The organism is Microcoleus sp. K1-B1 (assembly GCF_036704705.1).
Lineage (GTDB): Bacteria > Cyanobacteriota > Cyanobacteriia > Cyanobacteriales > Microcoleaceae > Microcoleus.
In genome coordinates this window covers 74608-89325 of sequence record NZ_JAUBSH010000020.1, presented here as the reverse complement: position 1 = coordinate 89325, position 14718 = coordinate 74608, and the positions used below count along the sequence as shown (strand labels likewise).

Here is a 14718-nt window from a genome sequence, read left to right as displayed (position 1 = left end):
TCTATCCTTGCTCTTCGCTGTGCTTATCTCAACGGTCAACTTTCAATTTGATGTATTTGCCAAACTGAGATGCACCCGTTGCATACCCAAACGTACACCTGCAAAATATCAGGGAACAGTATCATTTATCTGATTTTCCCTGGCCATTCACGCCTGATTTACATCCCACCGGAGAACAAATCCTGAATTATTTGGAACAAGCGGTCAATCATTTAAAGCTTGATGTGCGGTTAAATCATGAAGTTATCGAACTCCAAGAAACAGAAGATGGCTGGCTATTAAAATATAAAAACCCGGATGGCGTTCACGAAGAATTATTTGGATACGTCGTTATCTCAGTTGGGCAATATACAGAAGGAAAGTATAAACCTGAATTTCCAGGTATCGAAGATTTCGGCGGGAAAATCATCACTGAACGGGATGTGCACACCCTTGATATATTCGACAATCAACGAGTTGTAATCGTTGGCTTCGGAAAAAGCGCTTTGGACATGGCGACTTTCGCAGCAAAACAAGGCGCACAAGTAAATCATGTATTTCGTACACCGCGCTGGCTGGTGCCAGAACGAATTTTGGGCGTACATTTTACCTACGCATTATTCAGCCGTTTTGGAACAGTGATGATGACAAGTTGGGCACATCCAACCGCCATTGAACGTTTCCTGCACAATCGCCTTGGCTTCATTGTTTCAGCTTTTTGGGATTTGATTGCATCCATCTTCCACTTTCAAGTTCAGCGAAATGTTTCTGGAAAAGGTCAAGAGGCCCAGCGCCGCATCAAAGCTGTACAACCAGATCACAAACTATTGCCTGATTTACGTTCCGCCACAGCGGTTGCGCCTGATGATTACTATCCGTTTATTGCAGAAGGAAAAATATCGCCCTACCGTGCAGAATTATCTGGTTTTTCGCGAGAATCAGTAAAGTTGAAAAATGGTTGCGAGATTCCATGCGATTTAGTCGTTCTGTCTGTGGGTTCGCAAACGCCGATTTTTCCATTTTTGCCTGATAAATATCGAAGAATGTTGGAAACCGAACCCGATGGCGTGCAGTTATATCGCCACTTGCTTCATCCTCGCATTCCTGGCATTGCCTTTGCCGGGTTCAATCATGGATATATGCACGTGCCAGCAGTCGAGATTGCCACACAATGGCTGTGTGCTTACTTGCGTGGTGAACTTGAGTTACCTTCCAGCGAAAATATGGAAAAAAGTATTGAATATATTCGCCAGTGGAAACGCGCAAATATTCAATTTGAACCTTCGCGATCCTGTTCGGTAAACACTCGATTCCAACAATATATTGACATCATGCTTAAAGATATGGATATTTCTCCTTATCGAAAATTGCCTAACATTTTCGCTGAGATATTCGACCGATATCAACCATCAGATTATCTTGGAGTATCGGAAGAATATAATCATAAAAAGAAAAGTAGCTCTAATCCACTACACCCTCTTCCGTTGGATACATGATTGCTTCCATAGCTTAAGTTGTTACCTTACCAACGGGCACTGCCGGGGAATAAAAATCGATCGGATCTACCTCCAATTACAATCACCAAAGCCCTATTGCCACTGCCAAATTACTTTGATTTTTTCGGACTATTCAAAGAGTTAAGGTGATTGTTCATATCCTGCAAATATTTTGCTAAAACTGGATACTGCGAAGTTGCTAGCAGTGCATCTTTTTTCTGGCTGACAGTTGTTTCTAAGGGCAAAACGCGATAGTTTGTTTTATTGTTCTGACTATAGCGGTGTACCCAAGTAGGATGTGTTTTTACTTCGGTAATTTCTGTGGTTTTTTCGGGAAAATTTTTGCGAATATTGACTTGCAAAATTACGCCTAAGTCTGTATATTTTTTATTCTGACCGGAAATAAAGTTTCCCATTGAATAAATTGCTACAGCTTTGCGGGTTTTCCCATTTTTGCCGGGGAAGTTAAAAATTTTGTAAGGTTGGACGACGTGGGGATGGCTGCCGAGAATGATGTCTGCACCAGCTTTTAATAGGTTTTCCACTAATTGTTTTTGTTGGGTGTTTGGCTGTCGCTGATATTCATCGCCAAAATGCAGGGAAATTGCGATAATATCTGCTCCTTGTTTGCGGGCTTTGGCAATGTCTTTGATTATCTTTTTTTCGTCGATTAGGGAAACTAAGTAATTTTTGCCTTTGGGTATGGGAATGCCGTTTGTGCCGTAGGTGTAGGCTAGCTTGGCTAATGAAATGTTGTTTTTGGTGCTGATTAAAGTGCGTGAAGCCTCGGTGGTAGATGTGGCTGTTCCTGTTGAGGCAATTTTACGATCGCTCAGATTGGCGATCGTCCTAATTACTCCTTTTTCTCCACGGTCTAAAGCATGATTATTCGCAGTTGTCAAGATATTAAATCCGGCTTTTTTAGCAGCATCCGCTAATTGAGCCGGTGCGTTAAATAGCGGATATCCCGTATATCCGCCCGCATCTTCCCCCGCTAAAGGTGTTTCGAGATTTCCGATCACCCAATCGCCTGTTGATAAGATACTTTTAACTGGTGCGAAGAAATTGTCAAAGTTGTATGTTTTCTTTTTTGCATCGTAGCCCGATCGCGTTTGGGTACTGTGCATCATAATGTCGCCGACAGCAATTAGTTTGGCTTCTTTGATCTCAGACTTGGGTTGGGGGGGAACAGGGGCTGCAATTGGCAATCGACTTTCTGTAGGCTGTGTGTTGGTTTGTGGCGTTTCGATATTGCAGCCTGCGATGGAAAGCATGGCTATTAGCGAGAGCAACCGACGAAAATCCATGATTTTTGAGAGTGATTTGTCGGCTTATATGGTATCATAACTAATTTAGTTACGGCTAAATATATGAAAAAAAATTATCTAATTCTTGCCTTTATTATTTTTGTATCAATTACGGGTTTTGGCGTTTTAACTTACGCTCAAACTTCGGGTAATCGACCTTTTGAATTTGCCTTGATTGGCGATTTGCCCTACAGTGCCGAACAGGAAGCACAATTTCCGAATTTGATTGCAGATATCAATCGATCGCCAGCAGCGTTTGTCGTCCACGACGGCGACATTAAAAACGGTGCTAGTGTCTGCGATGATGCAACTTTTCTCAGCCGCAAGCAGTTATTTGACAAGTTTGAGATGCCGTTTATTCTTGCGTATGGGGATAATGAATGGACGGATTGCCACCGTTTAAAAAACGGCAGTTACAATCCAGTAGAAAGACTCGCTAAACTGCGGGAAATATTTAGCAACGGTAATCAAAGTTTGGGAAAGCGCACCTTAACTCTCACCCGTCAAAGCGAAAACCCGCAGTTTGCTAAATACCGCGAAAATGTCCGCTGGATTTATCATGGCATTGTATTTTTTGCGATTAATATGCCGGGAAGCAACAACAATTTTGGCCGCACTCCCGAAGCAGATGCAGAATATGCCGATCGCAATTGGGCTAACTTAGCCTGGATCAAAGAATGTTTTGCTTTAGCCAAACGCAGCAACAGCAAAGGAATTGTGTTAGTTGCACAGGCAAATCCGGGATTTGAACTCGATCCGACGGACAAAAGAAGAAGTGGCTACAACGATTTTATCGCTACTCTGGAAACAGAAACAGGCAATTTCCCAGGGCAGGTTGTATTCGTCCACGGCGATACTCACTATTTCCGCATCGATAAACCTTTACCCTATTTTACCGATGAGACTCAACTACCGAGAATGAAAAATTTTACTAGAGTTGAAACTTTTGGTTCTCCAAACGTGCATTGGTTACGGGCTTTTTATGACCATACAAATCCTAATTTGTTTGAATTTAAACAGCAGATTGTTCCGCAAAATTAGGCTATTTAAAACAATTTTGATGCAAAATAAATATTTTTTGATTAGACTAAAGATAGGTAGAATTGAGGAATTTATTTATGACAATCGCAACTGAGCGAATCACCCTTGAAGAATTTCTGAAACTACCAGAAACCAAACCTGCTAGCGAATATATTGAGGGGGATATTATCCAAAAACCTATGCCGAAAACAAAGCATAGCTTATTGCGATTAAAAGCCTGCAACGAAATTAATCAGGTGACGGAAACTCCAAAAATAGCTTATGCTTTTCCAGAGTTGCGGTGTACCTTTGGCGGTCGATCGATTGTTCCAGATATTGCTGTACTATTGTGGGAACAGATTCAATTTGATGAGAGTGGCGAACCAGTAGATGATGTGCTAATTGCACCGTATTGGGCGATAGAAATCCTGTCGCCACAACAAAGCTCAAATCGCGTAACTAGAAAAATTATTCACTGTCTGCAACATAATTGTCAGTTGGGGTGGCTCATAGATCCAGACGATCGATCGATTTTAGCATTTTTGCCCAACCAACAACCGCAATTCTGTGAAGGTAGCGATGTCCTTTCTGTACCCGAAATGATTCCCCTGAATATCACTGCCGAACAGGTGTTTAGCTGGTTGAGAATGCAACAATGAATCAGGGCGATCGTCTTTTTTGTACGAATTTAAAAAATCTCCCGGTTTGGTTTGTAGTGAGGAATGCAAGTCCTCATCTAAACTCAGGAATGGAGTCCTTACTACAAACCAAATTCCCTATTTTCGCCACCTGTCAAATTGGTCTTCGGAACAGCCATTAATAAATTGATTGTTCACCCAACCGTCAAGGATTGTCAAAGTTTCATTAGGAGGATTACCCGAAAATCTGGCCGCAATTTTCACCCAATTACCTTGTCTGCTGACAGCCCTAACTCCGTCTCCCCTTTTCAATTTAGCAACAACCGGGTACTTATTGCCTGGGCCTTTGCGAATGTTAACAGCGCCACCTTCACCTGTAATAAATGAGCAATGAGTTTGCTTTTTTAAAGCTTCTGCTTTTGCGGGAGCAAGATTTTGCTGCTTGCCGAAAACAGGAAAGCTGTAAAGTGAGAAGCTAAAACTTGCAACGACGGCTGCAATAAAAAAGGCTTTTGATTGAGTAAAAATTAGCATTATTTCATTTCCTGGTATGGGCTGAACTGAAGTCCCGATTATAATTTTTTGAGAATGACTTCAGTTCTTACTACTAACTATTATTTGACCGAGGCAAACCATTCGGTAACACCTTGAGCGATCGCCTCAGCTAATTTCTTTTGTTCTGTCGGATTCACAATCCATTCAAACTCTTCGGGATTGATCAGAAATCCCAATTCCATTAAAACAGAGGGAGTAACGGCAGGACGAGTCATGGCTAAGTTGTTCCAGAATACACCATAGCTCGGACGGTTCAACTTAGCAACTAAATAATTGTGCAAAAACATTGCCAAACTGTGCGCTTGCGGGTGAAACCAGAAAGCGGCGACGCCTTTAGTCTTAATGGCATCCCCGTTATCCGGCAAAGCATTGTAGTGAATTGAAATTGCGATCGCAGGTTCTTCTTTTTGAATCATTTCCACCCGTGGTGGCAAATCCAAATCGACATCTTCTACCCGCGTCATTACCACATTCGCGCCCCGATTTACCAATTCCTGTTGCACCAATTTCGACACCGTTAAAGCTACTGTTTTTTCCCTAATTCCCACTGGACTCACAGCACCTCCATCCTCCGGCCCACCGTGTCCCGCATCGATGAGAATCTTAATTCCCGACAGCGGCTTTGCTTGCGACACAGGCATCATGCTTGTATTCGTCGGCGGGTTTTTTAAAGACAGCACTAAAGTTGTGCCTTCGTATCTCAATTTATAGCCCCACTGCTGGGCAGATTTGAGATTAAAAGTATATTGTACTTGCAGTGGCGCGATTTGTTGCCATTCCAAACGTGAAATTACGGGGTCATCCGAGAGGCGGATAATGTCAGTTTGAGCGGTGGTATTGTACAGGGTTAAAGTGAAGGTGCGTTCTCCTTCCTGCACGGTGACTGGGACGGGTGTTTCTAAGGGAAATAACACCTCTGTCCAGCCGGAAACTTGACGCGAACTGGCACTGCGAATAATCGATCGCGGAGGTACTGTATCCTTGACAATTCGCACTTCCGATGCTTTAATCCAAGCACCGTAATCGAGTCTGAGCCATTCTCCCTCGCGCCCGATAATTGTTGCTCGCGTTCCCTTCGGCAGCGGTGTCATCCGAGAAAAATCTGTACTTGCCCCGGTTCTGGCGACACCAGGATCTGCTGTTACTTCGGCTATTTCTAAGTCAGCCGGAGAAAGAATAGAAATTTTTCCAGTACCTTGTTGGCTGATAGTTTGATCGTTCATTGTTAGCTCAAACGATGGCACGCCTAAATCAACTGTTTCTCCCTTAGATGAGAGGGCGTTCTCCGGGGTTTTACCGCAGCCTTGATACTGTTGGCTGCCACCTTTTTTGATGGGGGAATTTGCGTCTAAAAGTACAGATGCGTTGTCGGGTAGTTCAACTTGCGATCGCGCTTTTAAAGGAATAGTAATGCCCGCCAATTTTACCGAAACTTGAGCATTCGCCGGTGCGATCGCCCCAAAGCAAATATATTCTCCCGGCAAACTCGCCACATCGACTTTCGGCGTCAGGGAATCTTTAGCAAAAGCCAATCCTACAGGGGCTTCCGGCTGATTCGACTCGCGCGTCACGTTAATTTTGACTTCCTGATTGTCGTAACGCAATGTAAAGAGATTTTCGCCGAGTTGCAGCGGAAAAGTCGGGGCGAAATGCCCGGATGCGGTGCGCGAAATTTGGTTGCCATTTACCGACACTTGTCCCGGTGCGGGCGCTGTGCCGATTAAAAAGATGCGATCGGCTGTAGTTTTGTGGTTAGCGGGAGGATAAGCGACGAACAAAGGTTGAACGGCGACAGCTACAGAGGCGATCGCCATTATCAAGCCAAACACACATAATCCTAAAAATTTTCTCATTTTATATCGCAACTAATTGAGACTCTGTTGGTTATTTATACTAGAACTTGCCCTAAGAAACCGGATTTCAGAGGATTAGCCGTAAGTTCAATTTACTCTACTGGGCCAATTTTATCAGGTTTGTAGTTGCAATTGAGCGATAGGCAACATAAATTTCCGCCTAAAACCATTAAGTTTTAATTAATTCCGAGGTCGTTCTCCACAGTTGCTCCAACCGATTCGCGGGCATCGTCAAATACAAAACATCCCCCGTACTCAAACAACAATTCAGTAAATCCCAGCCGTGGAGAGTTTGACACTTAGTTTCCACATAAAGAGGCACAAAATCCGCAGACTTAGCAGCATCTTGAATACGGTGGCCACAGAAAGGATGGTTTGGCGTAATCAATGTGGCCAAGCAAACCCAGAGACTATCAGCAGTCATTCCGTTGCCCAAAATTCTGCCTCCAATCGCCGCCGCCGCGAAAGCAGGAGCAGCCAATTCCGTCGGGTTCAAAACTCCTTCAAACTCAAAAACTTGCTGCACCATCAAAGCAAAATGTGGGTCTTGATTGCGGACAGTAACTGATAGTTTGGGCGATAATCCTTTAGCGCTCAAGGCAATTTCGACATTAGACATATCGCTGCTAGTTACCGCCAAAAGTGCTGCCGCTTGCTTAACATTAGCAGCTTCCAAAGTTGCGGGTAAACTGGCACTTCCCTGAATGACGGGAATTTTCATTGAGCGAGCCGTGCTCAGAAAGCGGCAGTTCGGGTCTTGCTCGATCGCCACAATATCGTAACCGTTAGTGTGCAGTTCTTTAGCAATTTGGATACCGATTCCTCCGAGTCCGCAGATAATGTAATGATTGCGCTGCGGAACTCGCGCCACATCCCAATATTCGGTAAAGCGAGTTCCCAATACATAATCGTTGAGCAGTGCGTAGCAGATGCCGATGATGCCAGCTCCAACTAACATCATGACAACTGTAAATAGTTTAATGCTTTCGGGAGCTTGTTCGGCAACTTTTTCATAGCCTCCGGCTCCGGTAATCATCCCTACTGAAAAATAGAGAGAATCGACAATTGAGATATTATCCTCAACACAAATATAGGTAGCAGTAGCAACGCTAATCATGGACAGCAGCGTCAGTACAACAATTACTGCTGCTTGGCTGTGCTGCTGAAATCTGTGCAGCCTAGTTAATGTTTTGAGCAGTTTTTGAGTTAAAGTTTTTTGGGGGCTGTGGAGAGTGGGCTGAGTGGCAACAATTAGCCGATCGCCCTGCTGACACTGCCGATCGGCAAGCACCGCCGATACTAAATCAGTTTTGTTAGCAGCCGGCAGATAATAAATCAACATTCGCGATCGATCGTCCCACAAATCGCTCAGTTTGCGATTTTTCCAAGGATGTGTGTCATCGATATATTCTTCGTGAATCGGCCAAGTGCGATCGAACAAACGCAACTGTCCGATCGCCTGATTTCCGAGAGCCGCAAAGGCAAAAACCGGAGCCGCTAATGATGAAACGCTCATGGAAGTGTGATCGGGCAAAGTGTGGTCAATTCGGTCGCCCAAGCTAGTATTGAACAATCTGTTAATGATGCGAATCTGAGGATTGAGAATCCTCGCTTGCATCAAAATTGCCAAATTGACAGCATCATCGTCTGCTGCAATTACTAAAGTGTGAGCATTTTGAATACCCGCCGCCAACAAAGTAGAAGCTGCTTGCAAATTGCCGACAACCACATCAGAAGTTTCGCCGCGAATCGGGCGATCGCTAATACCAACCACAATCGCTCCTTGCTGTCTCAACAAACAAAAAATCTTGTGTCCCGTGTGGCCCAACCCGCAAACAATGATTCGAGGTTTCATAAAAATTTATTTGCCAGCCGATTTCGGAGCTGTGCTTTGTAATTTTACTTACCATTGTTGACTGTCGTGGCTTTGCAGAATGTAGCTAAAAACACTATCTAGGGTACTTGTGCCACAGTCTCGAAGTGTTGGAAACAAAGAAAGGGCTGTGCCGTGTTCCTAAAGCCACGTTTCCAAGTGTTGAAATAAACACACCATACTGCCATGTACCTACAGACATGAGGTGCAACTAATACCAATTCACTATGAAGATACACTAAATGAGGCTGATGTCTTTCTGGTTGGAACTATATCCTTAGCGTTATATTAAATGCAGCTTCATAGTGAATTGGTATAAGAGAAAGGAGTTGTGCTGCTTCTAACGTACAACGGGTGACGCGGATGCCCTCTCTTGGTAATTCCCAGGCAGTAGAGATTTTCACGGTTACTCAGCCAAGGGGAAACGGTTTGGTATCGGTTCGTCAAGCTGCCACGATTGCCCCAAGCCACAATAATTCGATCGGCTCGCTCAACAGCTTCTCGGAGATAGCGGTCATTTTCAGGCCCCACGGGATCTAATACCACGCGCAGAATATCTGGTCGCGAGGCACGGTAAGCAAATAAATTGACTACTTCGATCGAACCGCAACCCCAAGAGCGGGCAAAGCCTAAGCATCGGCGGAGTGTGGGATCGTCAGTATTTGCATCCGCACGACTGGGGTTGAGCATAACAAAGACGACCCTGGGAGCATTGGCGTCCCACTCCCGCCACAGAGAGTAGCGGTAGAGTCCTGTGGAATCGATCGCTGCACCTTGTTTCATAATTTGTTTCATTTGAATGCCCTGGAAAATTTTAGCCGTCAGACTTGGCTTCTGTCAGCTCAACAATAAATTTCTTATAGCAACCGTCAAAACGGTCATACCAATTCACTATGAAGATACACTAAATGAGGCTGATGTCTTTCTGGTTGGAACTATATCCTTAGCGTTATATTAAATGCAGCTTCATAGTGAATTGGTATAACCTGATTTAATATTTGAAAAATATCCGGGTGCGACAGCCAACCAGGGGAATGTGAATAGGTAGGGACACTGCCCTGTCCCTACAACTATGACTTCCTACATAAATTTAGCTGCCTTAGCGGCAGGAGTTATTATGAAATTGACTGCACCCTTATTAGCATCCGCTTTAGTTTTCGCCGGTACTGTCGCCTTGCCAAGCCAAGTGCAAGCAGATCCAGCCAGCAACTCTTGGAATAGCACTAGAACAACATTTCAGTGCGTTACTTCCGGTCGGAATTTTGTCACAATTGCGCGCCGGGGAAATGTCACGACAGATCCAATGATTCTGTGGAAATCTACCGAGTTCGGCCGCGAATATACACCTTGGCAGCGCTGTCAAATTGTTTCCAATAGATTGACCAAAGCTGTTGCCCAGAATGGCGGAAGATTGAGCAACTTGCAGTTAACAACAGGAATTGTTAATAACTTGCCCGTAGTTTGTTATGTGAACGGACGGGGGCGCTGCAACTCTCAAAATCTGCTGTTCACCCTAGACAAGCGCAATGCTAAAAATCCCGGTGATGCTTTAACGAAATTGATTAATTTTGCCCAAGACGGCAGCGGGCCCGTGGCAGTGTTCAGAACCGGAGCTCCATCGTCTGCACCGCAGTTTGTTCCCTTTGGAGATATGGTTGATCGAGCTTTTAATTCTCCAAACAATAAACCGTCAGTTCCTGTAGCAAAACCGCAGGGCGATCGAGGTATTTAATCTCCAATTCTACTCGTTACCAGGCTCTGCCTGGTAACGCAGATCCGGAGGCTCAGCCTCCAATTTTGATGGAAGCTGGCGAGGCAGAGCCTCTGCATATCGGTTCCCAGGCAGAGCCTAGGAACCAGTTAATATTGAGACTAAAAACACTACACTGTCACCCCTTCAATTTTCTCATCTGTTAACTCGTACAACTCGCGCAACTGCTGCAACTTATCCGCATCCGGCAGCCAAAAACCCCGCCCGTTAGCCTCCAACATTCTGCCGACAATATTGCGAAAAGCTTCAGGATTAGCCTCCCGCAACTTCTGCGCCATTTCCCGATCTAAAGCATAAGTATCAGCCGCCTGATCGTACACCCAACTATCAGTAAAATCAGCCGTTCCGCCCCAACCAATTAACGCCGTCATCCGCTGCGAAATTTCATAAGCACCGCCAGAACCTTGATTTGCCATCGCGTTAGCCCACTTAGGATTTAGCAACTTAGTTCGATATTCCAAGCGCAGCAAATCTTCTAAATTGCGCGGAGTGGTATCCTGAGAAAAACTTTCTACAAAACTCGTGTTAACCTTTTTGCCGCGCTGCTTTTCTGCGGCTTTCTTCAAACCGCCAGTATTCGCATAATACTCTTGAATATCAGTCAAACCGTATTCTACAGAATCAATTTCTTGAATTATGCGATCGCACCCTTGCAACAACTGAGTCAAAACCTCCGGCCTCGCTTCCCCCTTATCCTTCCTCCCGTAACTAAAAACATTGCGACTTTCCCAAGTTTTCCCCAACTCATCCCCCGATTCCCAACTACCATCAACAACCCGATCGTTAACCAAAGAACCAAAATCCCCAGCCGGATTAGAAAACAACCTCGCCGAATAATTCTGCACACCTTGTCCCTGCAAAATTAAAGCGTGTTTGCGAATAAAATTCTCCGATTCAGGTTCATCAGCCTCCGCCGCCCGCACGAACAAATCATCCAGCAATTCAATAATATTCACAAAGCTATCTCGAAAAATCCCCGAAAGATTTCCCAACACATCAATCCGGGGATGACCGACATCAGCTAACGGCTTTAATTCATAGCGAACAATCCGGCCAGTACCTTCTTTAAGAGGTTCAGCCCCCACCAATTCTAGCAAAATGCCCATAGATTCGCCCCGAGTCTTAATCGCATCCAAACCCCACAACATCACCGCCACAGTCTCAGGATAATTCCCCTGTTCCTTAAGGTGCTTATCAATAATTTTTCGAGCAATTTCGCGGCCTCTTTCATAAGCTGCCGGAGAAGGCATCCGATAAGGATCTAAAGCGTGAATATTCCTGCCAGTTGGCAACACCCCAGCCCCATCCCGCAACAAATCCCCACCCGGTGCAGGCAGAATATATTCCCCATTCAAACCCCGCAAAAGATTAGTCAACTCATCAGTCGTTTGCAACAACAAATCCCTAACTAGCAAACCCTCCTCAAAAACCCCATCCAACCCCTCTTGTGGCACAGGCATCTTGCCTGTGCTTGTTTGCGAAACAATTGCTTTCACCTGTTCCTGTGATAACCTATCCCCAAAATAAGCCTCAAGATAAGAGGTCATTTCCTCAGAATTAGGCGGTTCCCCCAGAACGTGCAAACCCGAAGAAAACAACCGACATTCCACCACCTGCAAATACTCGTAAAGCTTCACCATATAGCGGTTAAAAGCATCAGGACTGAACATTCCCACATTTTCAAAACTAAAAGCAATCCCCAACTTGCGAGCATCCTCAAACGGACAATCAGCCTCCAAACCGCTATCTAAAATTTTCTTACAAATAGCCTCTTTCAGCACATAATTCTTTGCCGTATCTTCCCGATATTCCGCAATCAAATCTCGCAAACCCATCAATTCCTTGTACAAACCAGCGCGACCGTAAGGCGGCACGTTGTGAGAAATCAAAACACCGTAACCGCGCCGTTTTGCCAACATTGATTCCGAGGGATTGTTGGCGGCATAGATATAAAGATTCGGCAAACTTCCCAACAAAATATCCGACCAAGAATAGCCAGTATTTCCCAGAGGAGAACCCGGCAACCATTCCACAGTGCCGTGCATTCCGAAGTGAACCACAGCATCAGCTTGCAAATCATTTTGCAGCCACTTGTAAAAAGCAGCATATTGAGGGTGAGGCGTCAAATCGCGATCGAACATTAAGCGCATCGGATCGCCCGAAATTCCCAGCGGCGGCTGCAAACCTATCCAAATATTCCCCAGTTGAATTCCACCGATTTGGAACTCGTCGCCGTCTGTCTTAATGCCCGTACCCGTTAAAGATTTCCACTGTTTTTCTATCCGACTTGTTAACAGATAGCCCAGCCATTTTTCTAAAGTTTTCACATTAACAGTCTCTTTTGTGGAACGGGCATCTTGCCCGTCAAAAGCAGTTTCATCTGCCTCTTTCACCCTGCGAATTAACTCCTCACCGTCAGCCGGAATTTCTCCAACTGTATAACCTGCTGCTTGAAGTTTTTGCAGGAAATTTAGCAGCGATTTCGGTACATTTAATAAAGCAGCCGTACCCGCCGCACCGTAACCGGGAGGAAACCCGTAGAGAATAATCGCAATTTTCCTTTCAGATGGCGGAGTTTGGCGTAGTTTCACCCAATTGTTAATTCTACTTGTCAGGCGTTTCGCGCGATCGGGCACCAGATAAATATCCTCACCCACCAAACCGCCTAGGGGAACAGGATCGATCGCACCATCCAACTCAGGCAAAGCATACAATACCACACTTTGCAAACCCCCAATCCCCTGACGAGTCCAAGAATGGATATCCTGAATCAGCAGAGGTGCGGACACAAAATAAGGTACATTTTTAGCAGTTAAAATGCGCTTAGCAACTTCCACCTGCCTTCCACCCTCCATCGAACCAGCAGGCCCGCCAACCAAAGGAAAGCCAATAGTAGAAACAATCGCATCAACTTCCACAGCATCTTTAGAAAGCGAAAGAGTTTCAATATTGCCTTGTTTTCGCCGCGCAGTTTCATCAGCAGTCGTCATCCAATCCCGCACCGCCACATGGCCTTCAACGCCATTGATAAAAATCGGCAAAGGCACAATTCCCGCCTCTTCAAAATAGCGAATCAATTGAGGAATATAAGGCTGCTTGGTGATAACGTGCTTGCGGTAAAGCAAGATGCCCACAACAGGAGACTTTACTTGATATGAATTTTGGAACCAATTGGTTCCAAATTTTGTGGAACGGGCATCTTGCCCGTTAAAAACCCGGTCTAAATTTTCAGACAAATTAGTCTCAAATTTTGTGGAACGGGCATCTTGCCCGTCATAACCCTTTCTATCAAGATGTCTGGCCTCTTTTGTGGAACGGGCATCTTGCCCGCCCCTAGCACTTTGATTACCGAGATACCAATCCAAATATTGCCGAGGCGATTCAAAATAACCATTATAATCAGGATGCAATAAACCCATATTGGGAGTTTCCACAGGGGGCGGAATTTCTGCAACCTTCAGCCCCAAATACTTTTCGGCAATAATCCAAAACATCGAGACAACATTATCCGCCCCGCCCGCATTCCAGTAACCATAAATAATCAGCCAGTTACGCAAATCTTGCACTTTTTGCACCGGCACATATTTTAATAATTTCGGCCCCACCTTCAAAAAGCTGATGTAACCAGCCAGCTTATCTTCTTCTCGCCCATTACTGAACTTATCCAGAATAAACTTAACAGGCTTCGGCATTCCCTTCGGTTTGTCGCCAATTTTAAAAGCGCCGATTTGAGTAAGACTCATCAATTCCAAAGCCGACTCAAAAACCAGGCGAATAGGGATATGTTGCACCCTTTCTCGCAGCCACATTACCGCATCGTAATCAAACAGCAAACTCCCGAAAAACACATCAGCATTCGAGAGGGCGGCTGCTACAGCGTCGGGTTCGTCTGCGAGGGCGCGATCGCTAAAAACCCGCACTTCCAATCCCTGACAGCCAGAAACAGCCAACTCGGCAGCTTTGCGGTACAAATCAGCATTAAAAGATTCAAACCCTGCAATTAAAACAATGCGTTTCACAGCCAAACCTCCGAATATTTGCTTATTTTAATGATAAACTAATTATAGAGGTGCACAGGCAAGATGCCTGTGCCACAGACAGACAGAACAAAACAGATAAACTTCTGCTTTCTATTACTTCGCGCCTTCGCGGTTCATCAAATATGTCTTATTAAAGTAAGAAGCGATTAAAATAATCAAACCAATCCAAACGCAGCCATAGTTACA

Annotated in this window: 10 protein-coding genes; 4 read left to right on the top strand and 6 right to left on the bottom strand. The window is 44.9% G+C overall.

Annotated elements, in window-relative coordinates; genetic code table 11:
- Positions 1-98: 98 nt before the first annotated feature.
- Positions 99-1475 carry an NAD(P)-binding domain-containing protein gene (locus QUA83_RS10370; protein ID WP_333293009.1) on the top strand — a complete coding sequence of 459 codons (1377 nt, stop codon included), beginning with the start codon at positions 99-101 and terminating at the stop codon, positions 1473-1475.
- A 110-nt stretch (positions 1476-1585) separates the two neighbouring features.
- Here the strand turns inward: QUA83_RS10370 and QUA83_RS10365 are convergent, their stop codons facing one another.
- Positions 1586-2782: a CapA family protein gene (locus QUA83_RS10365; RefSeq protein WP_333293008.1), complete on the bottom strand. Its 1197-nt coding sequence runs from the start codon at positions 2780-2782 to the stop codon at positions 1586-1588.
- Positions 2783-2845: 63 nt separating this feature from the next.
- Here QUA83_RS10365 and QUA83_RS10360 point away from each other — a divergent pair, with 63 nt between their 5' ends.
- Positions 2846-3823: a hypothetical protein gene (locus QUA83_RS10360; RefSeq protein ID WP_333293006.1), complete on the top strand. Its 978-nt coding sequence runs from the start codon at positions 2846-2848 to the stop codon at positions 3821-3823.
- Between the two features lie 77 nt (positions 3824-3900).
- A complete protein-coding gene (locus tag QUA83_RS10355; RefSeq protein WP_333293005.1) occupies positions 3901-4461 on the top strand; it encodes a Uma2 family endonuclease in 561 nt (186 codons plus the stop codon).
- 117 nt (positions 4462-4578) lie between these two features.
- Here QUA83_RS10355 and QUA83_RS10350 read toward each other — a convergent pair whose 3' ends face one another.
- From QUA83_RS10350 to QUA83_RS10335, 4 genes are all read right to left on the bottom strand, one after another.
- Positions 4579-4974, bottom strand: a complete 396-nt coding sequence (locus QUA83_RS10350; protein WP_333293004.1) for an SH3 domain-containing protein — start codon at positions 4972-4974, stop codon at positions 4579-4581.
- Between the two features lie 80 nt (positions 4975-5054).
- On the bottom strand, positions 5055-6848 hold the full coding sequence (locus QUA83_RS10345) for an N-acetylmuramoyl-L-alanine amidase (protein WP_333293002.1): 1794 nt from the start codon (positions 6846-6848) through the stop codon (positions 5055-5057).
- 169 nt (positions 6849-7017) lie between these two features.
- The gene (locus QUA83_RS10340; RefSeq protein WP_333293000.1) at positions 7018-8703 is read right to left on the bottom strand and encodes an NAD-binding protein; all 1686 of its coding nucleotides are present in this window, start codon (positions 8701-8703) and stop codon (positions 7018-7020) included.
- Between the two features lie 318 nt (positions 8704-9021).
- The gene (locus QUA83_RS10335; RefSeq protein ID WP_333104737.1) at positions 9022-9516 is read right to left on the bottom strand and encodes a DUF1643 domain-containing protein; all 495 of its coding nucleotides are present in this window, start codon (positions 9514-9516) and stop codon (positions 9022-9024) included.
- A gap of 322 nt (positions 9517-9838) precedes the next feature.
- Between QUA83_RS10335 and QUA83_RS10330 the strand changes: the two genes are divergently transcribed.
- Complete coding sequence (locus tag QUA83_RS10330) at positions 9839-10453, top strand: COP23 domain-containing protein (protein WP_333292999.1); 615 nt, start codon at positions 9839-9841, stop codon at positions 10451-10453.
- A gap of 149 nt (positions 10454-10602) precedes the next feature.
- On the opposite strand, the gene QUA83_RS10325 is transcribed toward QUA83_RS10330, so the two are convergent.
- Complete coding sequence (locus tag QUA83_RS10325; RefSeq protein WP_333292997.1) at positions 10603-14511, bottom strand: cobaltochelatase subunit CobN; 3909 nt, start codon at positions 14509-14511, stop codon at positions 10603-10605.
- Positions 14512-14718 lie beyond the last annotated feature (207 nt).